Source organism: Burkholderia sp. Ax-1720, assembly GCF_011753035.1.
Taxonomy (GTDB): domain Bacteria; phylum Pseudomonadota; class Gammaproteobacteria; order Burkholderiales; family Burkholderiaceae; genus Burkholderia; species Burkholderia gladioli.
Genome location: NZ_VWWK01000014.1, coordinates 70481 through 85829 on the forward strand (window position 1 = coordinate 70481; position 15349 = coordinate 85829).

Sequence of the window (15349 nt, forward strand, 5' to 3'; positions counted from 1 at the left end):
CGGATGCGGATTTACCGCGTGCGACGCCGGGGATATTTACGAATGAGACGAAAGAAGGGGCCCATGATGCTTGTCTTTCATATTAGTAATCCTGGTCATTCTCCGGGCGGAAATCCCGTCGATATCAGGGATTACCCGCGCCACGGCCGCTCTCTATGTGCTTACCGGCCACGGCATGGGACGCCGCATGCTTACAGTGGAAGGAACCATAGCAGACCGAAATCAGGTCGTCAAAAAATGTTTGATGAAAAATAACTAAATTAGATTGATATGGAGGAGGGTGTCTGTTCCGGCTGCGTTATCGATGTGAATCGCCTGGTTTTCATTTTGATTGCAGCGAGCGTGATAAAGAACGCCGGGACGGATCATCGGACACGGTCCTGCTCCGAATAGCGCGTCGAGAAACTGCGCGCGGCGATCAGCACCGGCAGCAGGGCCTGCCCCATTTCAGTCAAACGATATTCGACCCGCAAGGGTTTTTCGGCGAAATCGATTCGCTCGATCAGGCCGTCGTGCGCCAATTCGCGAAGATGCTGGGTCAGCATCTTTTGCGAAATGCCGGGCAGGTCGCGTTTCATCCGCAAGGTGCGCAGCGCCGGGTCGGCAGCCTGGAGGAGATCGCGAATGCCGTCGCCTTCCTCGCGAGCCCGCTGGCGAGCTATATCACCGGCGTCAACCTGCGTATCGACGGCAGCCTGTCGCCTGGCTTGTGAGCTTGCCGTGGCTTCCGTGCCGGGGCAGCCATGGCGTTCACAGGTCGCCTGTATCCCCCGGCTCGCCGAACCACTGGCCGAGGGCTTGTGAAAGGCCCGCTGCGTCCGACGGCGAGTCGGTTGCCCATGCAACGAACCCGTCAGGCCGCACCAGCACCGCGCGCAGCCCCAGCGAATCCCTTGCTTCGCTCGCGACACCGGCCACGCGCCCTTGCCAGCGACGCACTTCAGTCAGCCGTTGCGGATCGCGCTCGAAATCGAGGAACAAGCCCTTGCCGTCGCGCAGCAGGCTGCCGGCCAGGGTCCCGTCGCCCAGTTCGAACTCCGGCAGGCTGCATCCCATCAAGGGGTGTCCATCGCCAAGCGGGTAGCGCAACGATAAACCCCATACGCGCTCGGCAAGGTACGCGGCGCCGTCATCCGTCGCCGCCAGGTCGCGCATGATGGCCGCCAGGGCGCGCGTGCTTGCCGTCGGCCGCATCAAGGCCACCTGCGCGCGCGACCAGTCGAGAATGCCGGCGCCTACCGGATGCCGCTCCGCTTGATAGCTATCGAGCATCGCCTCGGGCGTGTCGCCGCGTATCGTCGAGGCCAGCTTCCAGGCCAGGTTCATCGCGTCGCCGATGCCGAGATTGAGTCCCTGCCCGCCCAGCGGCGAGTGGATATGCGCGGCATCGCCGGCAAGCAGAACGCGCCCCTGGCGATACCTGCGCGCCTGGTAGGCGCGATCGGTCCAGGTGCTGGCGAGCAGCAGGCGAGTCAGTTCGACGTCGACACCCGATACGCGGCGCAGCACGGTTTGCGCATGCTCCAGCGTGATCGGCTGGCCTCGATGGCAAGCGCCGCCGTCGAAGTCCACCATCGCGATGGTGCCGGGCGGCGTGAAGGTATACATGCCATTGGGCGTGTAATGCCGCCCGGGGCGCAGCGCGTGCGGATCGCGCAGCTCCGCTTCGACCGAATAGCCGGTGAACTCGGGATCGGTGCCGGCGAAGGCGATGCCGGCCAGCTTGCGAACCGTGCTGCGCCCGCCATCGCAACCGACCAGCCAGCGCCCGCGAAAACTCTCGCCGCCGGCGCGAACGCTCACGCTGTCCTCGCCGCCGAGCAGGCGATCGACTTCGTGGCCGCGCCGGATCTCGGCGCCCATCGCGATGGCCCGCCGAGCCAGCACGGTCTCGAGCATCTCCAGTTCGACGGCCATGCCTTCGCCGGCCGGGCTCGGCAGCCGATACGGCCAGCGCGAGCTGTCGATCGCGTCGTGATGAAACTGGATGCCGGCGAAGTGGCCGCCGGGCTTGCGCGACTGGCCGGCCCAATGCGGAGCCGGGGCGGGCTGGTCCGACGCGTCGCGCGCCTGTTGCGCGGCCAGCAGCTCGTCGAGCAGGCCACGCCGATGGAAGGCTTCGAGCGTGGCGACCGACAGGCCGCGCAGCCCGAACGGCAGGCGCTTCAGCGGCGCTTGCGGGGCTTGCGCGCGCTCCAGCACCAGCACGGAAAGCTTGAACAGGCGCAGTTCGCAGGCGAGAAACAGCCCGACGGGGCCTGCGCCCGCGATGACGACATCATGAGAATTGAGGGTGTGATCGTGCATGAACGGCTCCATTGTCGAGGTTCGACCGGAGCGTTTCTCAGGCTGAGCGCCACACGGACGAACGGGAGGAAGCCTGGACGGCGTTCCATGTTCGTCGCGGGGATCTCATGCACGAGGCCAAAGACCAGAGCTTTCGTTACCGAAAGGACTTGGGCTTACCAAACCAAGTCTGCCTTTTCCGACACGGCTTTATATCATCGCGGCGGGCGCGGCGCAATGGCCTGCCGGCACGCGATAGTCAGGTTACCGAAGCGACGGCGTTGGAGTTTCAGTTCATGTCCTGCGAATGGATCCAGCGGCAACCCGGCTGCGCGGCGAGCGCCGCGTCGAGCAACGCGGCGGCGATGGAATCGGCGGGATTCACGCGCCATTTCCTCGGCAGCACGGGCGCCAGGAGCCGGACCAGCTTCAGCGCCGCGCCTTCCGCTTGCCGGCTCTCGTTGCGCGGCCCGTCGATCAGGCTGGGCCGGCAGATCGTCAGCGAGCGAAAGCCGATCGCCTGGATATCGCGCTCCACCTCGCCCTTGGTTCTCGGATAGAAGAATCGGGAGCTCGGCGACGCGCCCATCGCCGTGACGATCGCGAAGGTCGGGACGCCCGCATCGTGCGCGGCCTTGGCGAAGGCCAGCGGCAGTTGGTAGTCCACATGAATGAAGGCGGCCTTCGAGCCGGCCTTGGCCTGGGTGGTGCCCAGCGCGCAGGCGACGGCATCGAGCTGCTGCGACGCCAGCGCCGGCACCCAGTCGTCGAGCCGCGCCACGACGGGGTTCAGCAGTTTTGCGTCGGGCGGCAGCGGCGTTCTTGTCGGGGCGACCACTTGGGAGAACGCGCGGCTATCGAGCGCGAGCTTCAAGGCCCGGCTTCCCACCAGGCCGGTGGCACCCAGCAGCAACAGCTTCATCTTCCCGTTCTCCTTTTCATGCTTGCGCGCGCGGCGACGAACTCAGGCTTGCGGCTGCCCTTGCGCCGCGATCGTGACGGCTTCCCAGCGATCCCAGTTGCTCAGGCGCGAAGCATAGACCGCGCGGAATTTCTCGACCACCTTGGTTCCGATCGCCAGGCGCAGGGGCGGTTCCTCGGCATCCACGGCGGCGAGGATCGCCGCGGCCGTGGCGGCCGGATCGCCGAAGTCCTCGGGCTTGAAGGAGGATCGTACCGCCTGCCTGACCGAATCATAGGCGGCGATGGCCGGCGCGGATGCCGTCGCGGCGCGAAACCCGGTCGCGAAATGTCCCGGCTCGATGATGGTGACCTTGATGCCGAGCCCGGCCACTTCGCCGGCCAAGGCTTCCGACATGGCTTCGAGCGCGAACTTGCCGGGCGTGTAGCTGCCGCCGGTGGGAAAGCCGATGATGCCGCGGATGCTCGACACGGTGAGCACATGGCCGCTGCCCTGCGCACGCAGGATCGGCAGCGCGGCCTGGATGACCGACAGCGCGCCGAACACATTGGTATCGAAATTGGCCTTGACCTGCTCGAACTCCAGTTCCTCGATCGCGCCCATGTAGCCATAACCGGCATTGCAGAGCACCACGTCGAGGCGCCCGAAATGCCGGTGCGCCTGCTCGAGCGCCTCGAACACGGCGGCGCGATCGGTGACGTCGAGCGCCAGCGCCAGCACCGCATCGCCATGCGCCGCGACGAGTTCGTCGAGCGCTGGCGCGTGCCGCGCGGTGGCGACGACCTTGTCGCCGCGTGCCAGCGCGGCCTCCGTCCAGACGCGGCCCAAGCCGCGCGAGGCACCCGTGATGAACCAGACCTTCGACCCTGCCATGACGAACCTCCCTGGTGAGTATTTTGCACTGAGTGCAAAATGTAGCACTCAGTGCAAATTTGTCAAGAAGCGCGTCAACCGGCAGACTGGCGGCCATGGTTGATACTGAAAACGCCCCCAACGATCTGCGTGAACGCAAACGCCAACTGACGCTCGACCGGATCGCCGAAGTCGGCCTGAAACTGTTCGTCGAGAACGGCTATGAGGCGACCACGCTCGATGCGATCGCGGCCGCGGCGGGGATCTCGCGGCGCACCTTCTTCCACTACCTGAAGTCGAAGGAGGAGGTGCTGCTCGCGCACGAAAGCGGCAAGTTCCCGCAATCGCTGCGGCCGACCTTCCTGGCGCAGTCGCCGAAGCAATCGCCGCTGGCGACGGCGCGCAAGACGCTGCTGGCGCTCGCCGGGATGTACGAGACCCGCGAGTCGATCCTCGCCGACCGCGTGCTGCGCTCGATCGAGGCGCTGCGGCTGCGCAAGGAGGCGCTGCTGGTGCAGATGGAGGATGTGCTGGCCGAGGCGATGTACGAGCGCTGGCCGGATCCGGCGCGGCGGCAGGCGCTGCGCCTGGACGCGATGATCGCGATCGGCACCTTGCGGGTCGCCAAGGAGAACTGGCGGCGCGAGGAAGCCGCGCGTCCCCTGACGCACTACATCGACGAGGCCTTCGGCCTGCTCGGGCAATTGTCGAAACGGGAGCGCGACCTGGTCGATTGAGGCGCCGCGCATCCACAAGCGGAAACGGCGACGCACCTGAAGTGCGTCGCCGTTTTCATATGGAATGCGAACGACCGGGCGATCAGTAAACGGCCTTCCAATGCCCCGGGACCCATTCCCAGTGATTGCCTTCCCAGCGGTAATGCCCCTTCACCCAGTGATAGCCGGGCGCCGGCGCGGCCGGTATCACCTCCACGCGCGGTTCCGGCTGCGGCGGTCGCACCGGCTCGACCACGCAGGCCGAAAGCAGGGCCGCGCACAGGCTGGCGGTGAAGGCGGCGATGGTTTTGGATCGGATCGTCATGATGCATGTCCTCCCAGGACTGTTATCGATCTGTTCTTGAAACGCCGGCTTGCCGGCCGGCACGCAAGCGGGCGCTTCAGGCGTGAACCAGGCCCGTCATCGGTCGGCTCGCGGCCGGGCGCTCGAACAGCGCCGCGCTGGCGCGTTGCGGATCGAGGCGCAGCGTCTCGGCGGCGGCGCCGGCGATCAGCGCGTCGAGCGAGGCGGTCGGCTTGAGGTCGCGGCCTTCGTAGAGATCGGCCTGGCGCAGGCCGGGCCAGTCGGCGATCACGCGGCCGCCGGCCACGGCGCCGCCGAGCAGCATCGCCACCGAGCCCTGGCCGTGATCGGTGCCGCCGGTGCCGTTGGCGGCGGCGGTGCGGCCGAACTCGGTGGCCACCAGCACGGTGGTGTCGTTCCAGACCGGGCCCAGCCCGTCGCGCAGCGAGGCCAGCATCGCGTCCAGCCCCTTCAGCACGTTGGCGAGGCGCGCGTTCTGCGCGCTGTGCGTGTCCCAGCCGCCGGTCTCGATCATGGCGATGCGCGGGCCGTCGTCGCGCGCGAGGAAGCTCGCCGCCAGCTTGCCGACGCTGGCCGGGTCCTGCCGCGCGCCGGCGTCGTGCGCCAGGCCGCGTGCCTGCATCGCCGAGGTCCATAAAGGCCCGAGCTGCGCATCCTGCTCGTAGAGCGAGGAGACGCGCGTGAGCAGATCGTCGGGCGCGCCGGGCAGGCCCGAAGGCGCATAGGAGGTGACGCGGGCCGGCCCGCGCAGCGCGGCGGGCACGGTGGGCGCCAGTGCGATCGCGTTCTCGCGCGTGGCCGGCAGCATCGCGACGAGCCGGTTCAGCCAGCCGTCCTTGACCTGGTAGGGCGACAGGCCGCCCGTCTCCAGCACGTTCTGGCCGTCGAAATGCGAGCGGTCGCGATAGGGCGAGGCGATCGCGTGGACGAACAGCGCCTGGCCGCCCTGGTACATCCGCGCCGTCTGCACCAGCGAGGGATGCAGCGCGAAGCTGCCGTCCAGGCGCGCGGCCTTGGCGGGGTCGATCGCGAGCTCGCCGCGCAGCCGGGCGTAGTCGGGCTCGGCATAGGGCACCAGGATATTGAGTCCGTCGGCCGCGCCGCGCTGGATCACGAACACGAAGCGGCGATCGCTGGCGACGTTGGCGAACGCGAGCCGCGGCGCGATCAGCAGGGTGCCGGCACCGGCGGCGACGGTGCCGAGGAATCGGCGGCGGGAAGGCAGCATGTTTACCTCCGTTGGAAGTCGGGCGAGACGAGCAGCAGCGCCAGCGCGGTGGTGGAACTTTCGGCGCGCGACACGGCGGTGGCGGTGGCGTCGCCCAGCGTGCCGGCGAACAGTGTGTTGCCGAGCTGGCGCGCGTCGACGCGATCGCCGGTGCGCGCGGCCAGGCGCTGCGCGACCTCGACGCGGCGCACCAGCGCGTCCGGCGCGGCCCAGCTCGCGGCGATATCGTCGTAGCCGGCGGGCGAGCCGGGGCGCCACACGGGCTGGCCGAGCTGGGTCAGCAGCGGGGCGGCCTTGAGGCCGTCGAGCGAGGTCCAGCCGAGCCCGCGCAGCGAGGAGAGCGTCCAGTCCCAGGGCGTCTTGAACTTGGCGGCGCTCGGCGACCAGGCCTCGGGCGCTTCGACCAGCGCGCGATAGACGGTCGGCAGGTCGCCGCCGCTGCGCTCGAAGGCTTGCGCGAGCCGCTCGGTCAGCGCGGCGGGCGGATCGTCGGCAACGAAATGACGCGCCAGTTGGAAGGCCAGGTGGCGCCCCGTGGCGGGCGCGCGGGCGAGGTCGCCGAGGATCGCGAGCGCCTGTGCTTCGCCATCCTGATCGTAGCGGCGGCCGAGCACGCTGCGCGTGCCGGGTTCGTGCAGCGCCGGGCGGAACACGAAGCTGCCCGGCGGCGCATCCTTGGGCTGCGGGCCGCGCACGCCGGCCACGCTCCAGCCGGTCAGGGCGCGCGCGAATTCGGTGACGTCGGCCTGGGTGTAGCCGCTGCGCACGCCGAGCGTGTGCAGCTCCATGATCTCGCGCGCGAGGTTTTCGTTGAGGCCGCGCTTGCGGGCCGGGTCGCGTGCGTCGGCGCGCATGGCGGCGCGGCTGTCGGGGCCGACCGAGCGCGTCTGGTCCAGGAACAGCTGCATGGCGGGATGCTGCTCGGCCGCCACCAGCAGGTCCTCGAAACGGCCGAGCACGTGCGGGCGGATCGCCTCCAGCTCGAAGGCGCCGGCCAGCCCCGCCACCTGCCCCTTGTCCACCGACACCGCGAAATGATTGGCCCAGAAGTGCACCAGCCGTTCGACGAAGGGCGTCGGCGTGCTCAGCGCGCTCTCGACGCGCGCATCGACGGCATCGCGATAGACCGCCACGCTCTCGCGGCGAATCATCTGGTTGAGGGCCTGGCGTGCAGCCTGCGCGGGGTTCTGCGTCGCGCCGGGTGCGGCCGACGAGGCCGCCGCGAGCCTGGCGGCCGGTGATGTCGCGGGCGGCATGGACGCGGCCTCGCCGGCACTGGCGGCGCGAAATTCGTTGCGCTGCGCGCCGAAGCGTGTAGCCAGCGCGACCGCGCCTGGCGTTTCGGCCCAGGCCGCCGGGCGCGCTTCATAACGCGCGAACTGGTCGAGCAGCCAGGCTTTCGGATCGGCGGGGGCGCTGTCGTCGGCGCGCGCGCCGAGGCCGAAGCGGTTCAGCGCGATCGCGGCGGCGGTAAGGCGGGGCGGAACGTTCATACGGAGTCCTGCCGGCGTGGATGATCTCCATTAAACGGAGCACGCCGCGAAATCCGTCGCGTCGGGCGAAAATTTTTTCGGGCGGCCTGCGCAAGACCGCCCGGTCTACATCAACGGCCGGCGCGCGAGGGCCGGCAGGGCGCCGGCGTGGGCAGTTCGCGCGTCGCGGGCCCGGCGATCAGTCTTCGCCTGGCCACCAGGGTTTCGGCGCGCGGTCGATCAGGTAATCGTCGAGTTCCTTGCCTTGCAGCCATTTCGGGCGCGGGCCGCGGCCCGACCACGAATTACCCGAGGACGGGTCGTAGTATTTGGCGGGCGCGGCGCGACGCATTTTCGCCGGCTCGCGGAAACCGGCCGCACGCAGCAATTCGTCTTCGGTAATACCGTATTGCTCTACCTGATCCTTGAGAGTCGAAAGCAGGCCACGCTTGCCTTCTGTCTTGGCCTCGGCGATCTGGCGGTCGAGTTCACGCAGCTGCTCTTCGAGAACGTTGAGGTTATTGCTCATTGTGGGTGGGCGAGTGTCGATAGGGCGCCATATTACTAGGCTCGGGGCACATTTTCACATATACCGGCAATCTGCCTGATTCATTCGAGGCATTTAATTACATGCGATTACCCGAAGCAAGGGATTTATTGCACCCGGCGGGATGGGCCGTTGCGCGGCACGCATCCCTTTGCAGCGCGATGAATGCGCCGATAAAAAACGGCGGGGCGGGCCAGAAGGCCCGCCCCGCCGGTATTTCGGGGTCCGGACGGCGTCGCCCGCCGCCGTCCGGCCGGTTCGATCAGCGCTGTTGCAGGCGGATGTCGCGCGACGAGGCGCCCACGTAGACGCTGCTGCCCGACACGAAGCGCCACTTGCCCTGCGTGTCGTCCCACACGCTCTGCATGCGCGGCGTGACGATCACATTGACGCGGCGCGACTCGCCCGGATTCAGGCGAACCTTGTCCCAGCCGACCAGGCGGCGCGGCGGCTCGTCCTTGTACGGCACACCCAGGTAGACCTGCGGAATCTCGGCGCCGGCCACGCGGCCGCTGTTGCGGACCGTGAAGCTCACGTCGAGCAGGTTGCCCGGCAGACGCAGCACCGACAGGCCCGAGTACGCGAATTGCGTATACGAGAGCCCGAAGCCGAATTCGAACATCGGATCGATGTTCTTCGCGTCATACCAGCGATAGCCCATGTCGAGCTTCTCGCTGTAGACGGGATTCGGATCGAAGCTGCCGTTGCTGCCCCAGGTCGGCGTGTCCTGGTCGCGCGCCGGGAAGGTCACCGGCAGCTTGCCGGAAGGATTGACCTGGCCGAACAGCAGGTTGGCGATCGCCTTGCCGCCGCCGTCGCCCGGGAACCAGGCCTCGACGATCGCCGAGACATTGTCCTTCCACGGCATCAGCACCGGGTTGCCGCTCTCGACCACCACCACCGTGCGCGGGTTGGCGGCCGCCACCGCCGAGACCAGCGCATCCTGGTTCGACGGATTGGCGAGCGAGAGGCTCTGCAGGTCGCCGAAGTCCTCGCCGGCCGGCTGCGCGACCACCACGATCGCCACGTCGGACTGCTTGGCGAGCGCCGCGGCCGAGTCGATCTCCTGCTGCGTGTAGGCGCGGAACGGTTGTTGCTGGTCGCTGTTGCCGGCGAAGCTGACCTGCGCGCCCGGCGCGAGCTGCTGGATCGCGGCGACGATCGGCGTATCGAGCTTGAGCCAGGGGTTGTGCCACCAGCCGCAGCCCGTCGAGCTGCCGAACTGCAGGCCGCCGCAGCCGGCGAACGAGCCCGTCACCGGGTCGCGCGTGTTGCCCGAGCCGCCGCCGGAGAGCACCGCCGCGTCGGCATGGCCGCCGATCACGGCGATCCGCTTGAGCGCCGAGGCGACCAGCGGCAACTGGTTGCCCTCGTTCTTCAGCAGCACCATCGACTGCTCGGCGGCCTTCTGCGCGAAGGCGTTGCCGGCCGCGAAATCGACCGTGCCGCTCTTGGCGGGATGATCGACCAGGCCGAGCCGGATCATGGTGTAGAGCTTGCGCCGCACCATGTCGTCGAGCCGCACGGTGGACACCGAGCCGTTCGCGATCGCCTGCTTGACGGCGGCCGGCGTCAGGTAGACGGTGGCGCCGACGTCCTCTTCCTCGTCGAGCCCGGCGTTGATCGACTTCGCCGTGCTGTGCGCCGCGCCCCAGTCGGACTGGACCTGGCCTTCGAAGCCCCAGTCGTTCTTCAGCACGGTGGACAGCAGGTAGGTGTTCTCGCAGGCATAGTCGCCGTTCAGGCGGTTGTACGAGCACATCACGCTGCCGGGACGCGCGCGCTTGGCGGCGATCTCGAAGGGCAGCAGGTAGATCTCGCGCAGCGTGCGCTCGTCGATCTGCGTGTTGCCGCCCTGCCGGCCGTGTTCCTGCTCGTTGCCGGCGTAGTGCTTGATGGTGGCGATCACTTTTTCGCGCTGCGTGCCGTCGGTGCGCTCGGCCAGCAGGTCGCCGGCGAGCTGCGGATCCTCGCCGAGATACTCGAACAGGCGCCCGCCGCGCGGCTCGCGCGCGAGGTTGGTGCCGCCGCCCAGGCCCATGCCGAATCCTTGCGCGCGCAACTGCTGCGCGACCTGCCGGCCATAGGCGTTGGAGAGCTGGCGATCCCAGCTGGCGGCCACCGCGATGGTGGCCGGGAAGGTGGTGCTGGGTTGCGAGGTGCTGCCCGAGCCGGTCGAGGAATCGGCCATGTTCAGGTCGGGGATGCCCAGGCGCGGCACGCCCTGGATATAACCGGCGCCGCCGCCGGGCACCGCGCTCATCTCGTACTGCGAATGAATCAGCTGCAGTTTTTCATCGAGCGTCATCTTGCGCAGGAGCACGTCGGCCCGGATTTGCGCGGCGATCGAACCGACCACGTCGAGGCTCGACGGCGTGGGCGGGAAGTTGATGATGTCGGGGGCGCCGGCCGCATGGGCACCGGCGAACGCGAACGCCGCCACGGCGGCGGCCGACCAGAGTCTGACCTGCATGTCTCTCTCTCCGTTTGGTTCTGGTTGGGTGTCTCTGATGCAGGAAGCGACAACGGATGCAACGCGGAACGCGGTCCGCGTGTGCCGCGACGGTGCGCACCGTCGCGACGGAGTGGAGAATCGACGTGGCCAGTGTGATGTAGGAAACCTCCACCGGCTTCGATAGTAGGAATGTAGTCCGACTACAGCATCGGTGTTTTCCCTCAATCCTCGGATCTTTCTTCGTGGTGCCGATGTCGTCTCTTTTTCGAGCGGAAAAGCTTCCCGAGAGGTATCGAAAAAGGAATGTAAGAAGTGCCGAAAAACCAGGCGGGGCGCGGGATATGCGCGAAGGGGAAAATTTCGCGGAGGGGGAAGTGAGAAGGCCCCGCATCGCCATCGACGATGCGGGGCCTTGCCGGGTCATGCCGTCATCACGAGTTCGTCATGCCGATCCCGAACACGTGCATCTTGCCGGCGCTGACCTGGCGCGGCAGCGTGATGCTGGTCACCACCTTGCCCAGCGGCACCGGAATCTTCTGCGCGAAGATGTAGGTCTTCACGTTGTCCTGCTGGCCGCTGGCCGAGTTGCGATAGGCCATCGTGACGGCCACCGTCGAGCTCGGGCTCGCGCCGCCGCCGTTCAGGGTCCAGTCGTCGAAGCTCAGCGTGACCGCCTGGCTCGAGCCGTCCGCGAAGTTCAGCTGCGCCGTGCCCTTGCTCGGGCCGTTGTTGGCCGAGCCGAGCACCACCACGCCGGTGCCCACCGAGCCCGGCGGCAGCATCACGGTCTGCCCGACGGTGACGGTGTTGTCGAGCGTGAGCGGGCCGCCCGCCACCGCCACGCTGGCGCCGGCCACCGCGAACGGCTTGCCCGGCTGCACGCCCGCCGCCGTCAGCGCATTCAGCGAGTAGCTGAACAGGCTGCCGTCGAAGTCCGCGCCCTGGCCGTCGCTGTTGGTCGCGCCGTCCGCGCTGAAGCCGCGGTTGTTGTAGCTGTCGGCCGCGTTGATCGCCACCGGCACGCCGAACGACGGCGGCTGCTTCTGGCTGCCCCATTGCGAGGGCGAACTGCCCATCGAGAAGTGCAGGGTGGCGCCGTTGGCGATGTCGTCGTAGGCGACCCAGGCGGTGTCGTGGGCACGGCCGTCGATCGACAGCGAACGCACGTAGCTCGAGTTCGGCGCGCCCGCCGCGCGGATCCGCCAGGTGCGGCCGTTGCCGAGCCGCACGTCGATCTGCGGGAACTGCGGGCTGCCGATCGCCAGGCCCGCCACGCCCGGGATCTGCGGGTACAGGCCCAGCGCGCCCCACACATACCAGCCCGACACGGCGCCGAGGTCGTCGTTGCCCGGCAGGCCGTCGGGGCCGGTGCCGAACGCGGCGGCCATGATCTGCTGCACCACGCGCTGCGTGCCCGAAGGCTGCGCCGCCCAGTTATAGAGCCAGGGCACCTCGAAGGTCGGCTCGTTGCCCATGTAGAAATTGGGCAGGCTCAGGCCGGCGTTGAGCACCGTGAAGAACTGGTCGAGCCGGGACGTCACCGTGCTGTTGCCGCCGAGCTGCGCGAACAGGCCCGCCGCGTTGTACGGCACCATCCAGGTGTACTGCTCGGCATTGCCCTCCACGTAGTTGTCGCCGCTGCTCGGCGTTTCCGGGATCCAGGCGCCGTTCGACTGGCGGCCCGCGATCAGCGGCGGCGTGAGCGAGGTGTTGAGCAGGTTCTGCCAGTAGGCCGAGCGGCCCAGCAGCATGCGCTGCGTGGCGGTGTCGCCCAGTTCGCCGGCGAAGCGCGAGATCGCGAAGTCGCTGCTCGAGTATTCGAGCGTCGACGAAGCCTGCCCCCACTCGCCGCTGGTGATGTAGCCGGTCTGCAGGTAGCTGGCGCGGCCGCCATTGGTGGTGACGTTGTTGCAGGCGGTGCCGGGGATGTTCGCCATCTTCACCATGTGCTGCAGGGCCGATTGCGTATCGAAGCGCCGCGCGCCGAAGGCATAGGCGCTGGAGACGATCAGCGAACCGGCATCGCCCGGCATCACGCCGTCCTCGACGTTGTCGTTGACCCAATGCGGGATCGCGCCGCACTGGTCCGCGTCGTTGACGAGCGACTGGATCATGTCGCTGGTTTCCGACGGGTTGAGGATCGACTTCAGCTGGATCAGCGAGCGGTAGATGTCCCAGCCCGAGAACGACGAATACTGTGCCTGCTGGCCCTTGGCGACCTGGTGCACGGTATTGTCGAAGCCGATGTACTGACCGTTCACGTCGCTGAAGATGCTGGGCGCCCACAGCGCGTGATAGAGCGCCGTGTAGAACTTCTTCTTCGCGTCGGCGGTGCCGCCCGCCACGCGGATCGCGTTGAGGCGGTCGTTCCAGGTGCTGTCGGCCTGCGTGCGCACGCCGTCGAAGTCCCAGCCGCGATTTTCCGCGTCGAGGTTGGCCTTCGCGTTGGCGACGCTGACGTAGGAGATGCCGATCTTCATCTTCACCGTCAGGCCCGAGCGGAAGCCGAGCTGGGCCACGCCGTGCGAGATCGCGGCCGAGGTGAAGGGCCGGTCGAAGGCCGCATAGAAGTAGACCGGCACCGGCACCGAGTTGCCGCAGAAGCCGCCGCCCACCGTGCTGCCCGAGATCACGCTGTCGGACACCTGCGTGATCGAGCCGGTGGTGGAGGTCTTGGTGTTGGTGCGCGTGGCGTCCAGCACCAGCAGCGCGGGCTTGCCGGCCGGGTAGGTGAACTGGCCGAAGCCGGTGCGCAGGGTGGCGGTCAGCTCCACCTTGATCTGCGAATCGAGCAGCACCGAGTAATAGCCCGGCTTGGCCGTTTCGTTCGCATGACTGAAGGTGGGTACCAGCTGGGTGAAGTCGGTGGTGGGCATCACCGGGAATTCGCCGTTGTTGCCGCCGCAGCCGGCACCCGGCATGTGCGTCACGCTGAAGCCCTGGATCGAGTTGATGTCGTAGTAGTAGCCGGCCGGCGAGCCCGGCTCCTTGCTGCTGTTCGGCGCCGGCGTGGTGTTGGTGTCGGGCGCCCACTGCACCATGCCCGAAGGCAGGCCGGCAGCCGGCTCGACACTGCCGGCCTGCCCGGCCGGCACGGGGTTCGGCGAGTTGCTGGCCAGCGTGCCGATCAGCGGATCGACGTACTGGGTCAGGGACAGGCTGCGGTTGTCGTCGAGGTTGGTCGTGTCGGCCGCGGAGGCTGACGGACGCGCCGCCAGTATCGAGGCGGCGCCACCGCTGCCGCCGTCGTCTCCCCCACACGCGCTCACTGCGCAGGCCACGGCCAGTGTGGCTGCGAGCGTCGTGAATCGATTCATGATCGTCTCTCTCTCCATTCTTCTTTGCTTCTTGCGTATCGACGATTCGAACGATCGAACCGCCGGCTCGTCGCGACTCCTGCTTCGTTACAAGGTCTTACTGTCTTGCTGCGTCGTAAGACTAGGATTCGGACGAATCCGCCGTCAATCGAATAAACACAGTTGTAATATTTTTCTTAGATTTACTAAACGATACGCAACGTGACGAAACGCGGCGTCGTTGTGCTCAATGCCGGCGACGCAGAAAAACACGGCGAAATTTGCGGCGCTGCGTCGTGACGGCCATCGATTCGATGAAGCGAAAAACGCGTGGCGCGAGCCATCGCGATCGCATCAGAACGCGGGCAGTTGGCGCGCGATTCGCGTGATGGTCACAGGGAAGGGAGGAGGGATTCGCGCGGCTGCACGAGCGTGCTGCTGCGCATGCACATCGGGCCAGGCGGGAGGACGGAACGGTCCGTCGAGGCGAGATTGTCGGCAGCCGTGCGAAGCGGCTTCGCACGGGATGCGCGGCGTGTTGCGCCGCGCATCCCGTAGCTTCACGTCACTGACGCGGCGGGATCGGCGCGCGTGCCGCTCCCGAGCGCCATTGCCCGCTGTGCCGCAAGCCGTCGACGAAACGCTGGCGTTCGTCGGGCGACAGCGTTTCGGCGAAATCGACCACGTTGCTCTCCACCTGGGCGCGCAGGCGCAGGTCGGCATCGCGCGTGCGCGCGAGCGCCTCGTCCACGGCCGAGCGATCGAGCTGGGGCATGGCCAGCAGGTCGAGCACGTCGCGGCGGCCCTCGCGGGCCTCGCGCACATAGACGCGGCCGTCGCGGCGGGCTGCCTTCAGCGCCTCGGCGAATTGCTGCTGCCGTTCCGGCGGCAGGCCCTCGGCGGCGAAGCGCAGCGCGGTCCTGGCGGTGGGCGCGCCGCCGGCATGATGGCGGGAGAACCACTGATAGGCGCCGCCGGCGATCGCGCCGAGCAGGAACACGTTCAGCACCACCGAGTGGCGGGGGTCTTGCTGCTCGGCGATATCTAGGCCGGCGAGGGCGGCCGGCAGGGCGGCGCGGCGTGTTTCGGCCGGCGCTTGTCATTCCGGCGCGGCCGCCCCTTGTCAAACCCGCGCGTTTTCGCGAAGATAGCCGGCACCGTTTCCCTGACACGGCCGCCACGGCCGCTTCCGACAACAATGCCGAGACATCCCGAATCCCCGCGCGGCCGCGCCGCGCTCGCCGTCTTCA

General features: G+C 67.9%; 12 protein-coding genes and 1 pseudogene. 2 read left to right on the plus strand and 11 right to left on the minus strand.

Going from position 1 to position 15349, the window contains the following annotated elements:
- Positions 1-365: 365 nt before the first annotated feature.
- Positions 366-578 (minus strand): helix-turn-helix domain-containing protein, encoded by a 213-nt coding sequence (locus F3J18_RS07145; protein ID WP_166912217.1) that lies wholly within the window; start codon positions 576-578, stop codon positions 366-368.
- A gap of 18 nt (positions 579-596) precedes the next feature.
- Here F3J18_RS07145 and F3J18_RS38095 point away from each other — a divergent pair.
- Positions 597-713: pseudogene (locus tag F3J18_RS38095) on the plus strand (SDR family oxidoreductase); the annotation flags it as partial.
- Between the two features lie 37 nt (positions 714-750).
- Here F3J18_RS38095 and F3J18_RS07155 read toward each other — a convergent pair.
- The 3 genes from F3J18_RS07155 to F3J18_RS07165 all read right to left on the minus strand — a co-directional run bounded on the left by F3J18_RS07155 (position 751) and on the right by F3J18_RS07165 (position 4081).
- Positions 751-2307 carry an FAD-dependent monooxygenase gene (locus F3J18_RS07155; RefSeq protein WP_166912221.1) on the minus strand — a complete coding sequence of 519 codons (1557 nt, stop codon included), beginning with the start codon at positions 2305-2307 and terminating at the stop codon, positions 751-753.
- A 268-nt stretch (positions 2308-2575) separates the two neighbouring features.
- Positions 2576-3208: an NAD(P)H-binding protein gene (locus F3J18_RS07160; RefSeq protein ID WP_166912223.1), complete on the minus strand. Its 633-nt coding sequence runs from the start codon at positions 3206-3208 to the stop codon at positions 2576-2578.
- Positions 3209-3250: 42 nt separating this feature from the next.
- Positions 3251-4081 (minus strand): SDR family NAD(P)-dependent oxidoreductase, encoded by an 831-nt coding sequence (locus tag F3J18_RS07165; protein ID WP_166912225.1) that lies wholly within the window; start codon positions 4079-4081, stop codon positions 3251-3253.
- A gap of 95 nt (positions 4082-4176) precedes the next feature.
- Between F3J18_RS07165 and F3J18_RS07170 the strand changes: the two genes are divergently transcribed.
- Positions 4177-4797 (plus strand): TetR/AcrR family transcriptional regulator, encoded by a 621-nt coding sequence (locus tag F3J18_RS07170; protein WP_166912227.1) that lies wholly within the window; start codon positions 4177-4179, stop codon positions 4795-4797.
- Between the two features lie 82 nt (positions 4798-4879).
- Here the strand turns inward: F3J18_RS07170 and F3J18_RS07175 are convergent, their stop codons facing one another.
- The 7 genes from F3J18_RS07175 to F3J18_RS07205 form a co-directional block, all read right to left on the minus strand.
- A complete protein-coding gene (locus tag F3J18_RS07175; RefSeq protein ID WP_025097309.1) occupies positions 4880-5101 on the minus strand; it encodes a YXWGXW repeat-containing protein in 222 nt (73 codons plus the stop codon).
- Positions 5102-5177: 76 nt separating this feature from the next.
- Positions 5178-6329: a DUF1501 domain-containing protein gene (locus F3J18_RS07180; RefSeq protein ID WP_166912229.1), complete on the minus strand. Its 1152-nt coding sequence runs from the start codon at positions 6327-6329 to the stop codon at positions 5178-5180.
- A 2-nt stretch (positions 6330-6331) separates the two neighbouring features.
- A complete protein-coding gene (locus F3J18_RS07185; protein WP_166912231.1) occupies positions 6332-7822 on the minus strand; it encodes a DUF1800 domain-containing protein in 1491 nt (496 codons plus the stop codon).
- 178 nt (positions 7823-8000) lie between these two features.
- On the minus strand, positions 8001-8330 hold the full coding sequence (locus F3J18_RS07190) for an H-NS histone family protein (RefSeq protein WP_013691346.1): 330 nt from the start codon (positions 8328-8330) through the stop codon (positions 8001-8003).
- A gap of 280 nt (positions 8331-8610) precedes the next feature.
- The gene (locus F3J18_RS07195; RefSeq protein WP_025101624.1) at positions 8611-10821 is read right to left on the minus strand and encodes a glycoside hydrolase family 3 C-terminal domain-containing protein; all 2211 of its coding nucleotides are present in this window, start codon (positions 10819-10821) and stop codon (positions 8611-8613) included.
- Between the two features lie 413 nt (positions 10822-11234).
- On the minus strand, positions 11235-14120 hold the full coding sequence (locus F3J18_RS07200; RefSeq protein ID WP_240154735.1) for a GH92 family glycosyl hydrolase: 2886 nt from the start codon (positions 14118-14120) through the stop codon (positions 11235-11237).
- Between the two features lie 544 nt (positions 14121-14664).
- Positions 14665-15111 (minus strand): periplasmic heavy metal sensor, encoded by a 447-nt coding sequence (locus tag F3J18_RS07205; protein ID WP_345892518.1) that lies wholly within the window; start codon positions 15109-15111, stop codon positions 14665-14667.
- Positions 15112-15349 lie beyond the last annotated feature (238 nt).

Coding starts and splice junctions, on each gene's coding strand:
- F3J18_RS07185 (WP_166912231.1), bottom strand. CDS start 7,822: ATGAACGTTCCGCCCCGCCTTACCGCCGCCGCGATCGCGCTGAACCGC.
- F3J18_RS07145 (WP_166912217.1), bottom strand. CDS start 578: ATGAAACGCGACCTGCCCGGCATTTCGCAAAAGATGCTGACCCAGCAT.
- F3J18_RS07160 (WP_166912223.1), bottom strand. CDS start 3,208: ATGAAGCTGTTGCTGCTGGGTGCCACCGGCCTGGTGGGAAGCCGGGCC.
- F3J18_RS07195 (WP_025101624.1), bottom strand. CDS start 10,821: ATGCAGGTCAGACTCTGGTCGGCCGCCGCCGTGGCGGCGTTCGCGTTC.
- F3J18_RS07165 (WP_166912225.1), bottom strand. CDS start 4,081: ATGGCAGGGTCGAAGGTCTGGTTCATCACGGGTGCCTCGCGCGGCTTG.
- F3J18_RS07180 (WP_166912229.1), bottom strand. CDS start 6,329: ATGCTGCCTTCCCGCCGCCGATTCCTCGGCACCGTCGCCGCCGGTGCC.
- F3J18_RS07170 (WP_166912227.1), top strand. CDS start 4,177: ATGGTTGATACTGAAAACGCCCCCAACGATCTGCGTGAACGCAAACGC.
- F3J18_RS07200 (WP_240154735.1), bottom strand. CDS start 14,120: ATGAATCGATTCACGACGCTCGCAGCCACACTGGCCGTGGCCTGCGCA.
- F3J18_RS07155 (WP_166912221.1), bottom strand. CDS start 2,307: ATGCACGATCACACCCTCAATTCTCATGATGTCGTCATCGCGGGCGCA.
- F3J18_RS07190 (WP_013691346.1), bottom strand. CDS start 8,330: ATGAGCAATAACCTCAACGTTCTCGAAGAGCAGCTGCGTGAACTCGAC.
- F3J18_RS07175 (WP_025097309.1), bottom strand. CDS start 5,101: ATGACGATCCGATCCAAAACCATCGCCGCCTTCACCGCCAGCCTGTGC.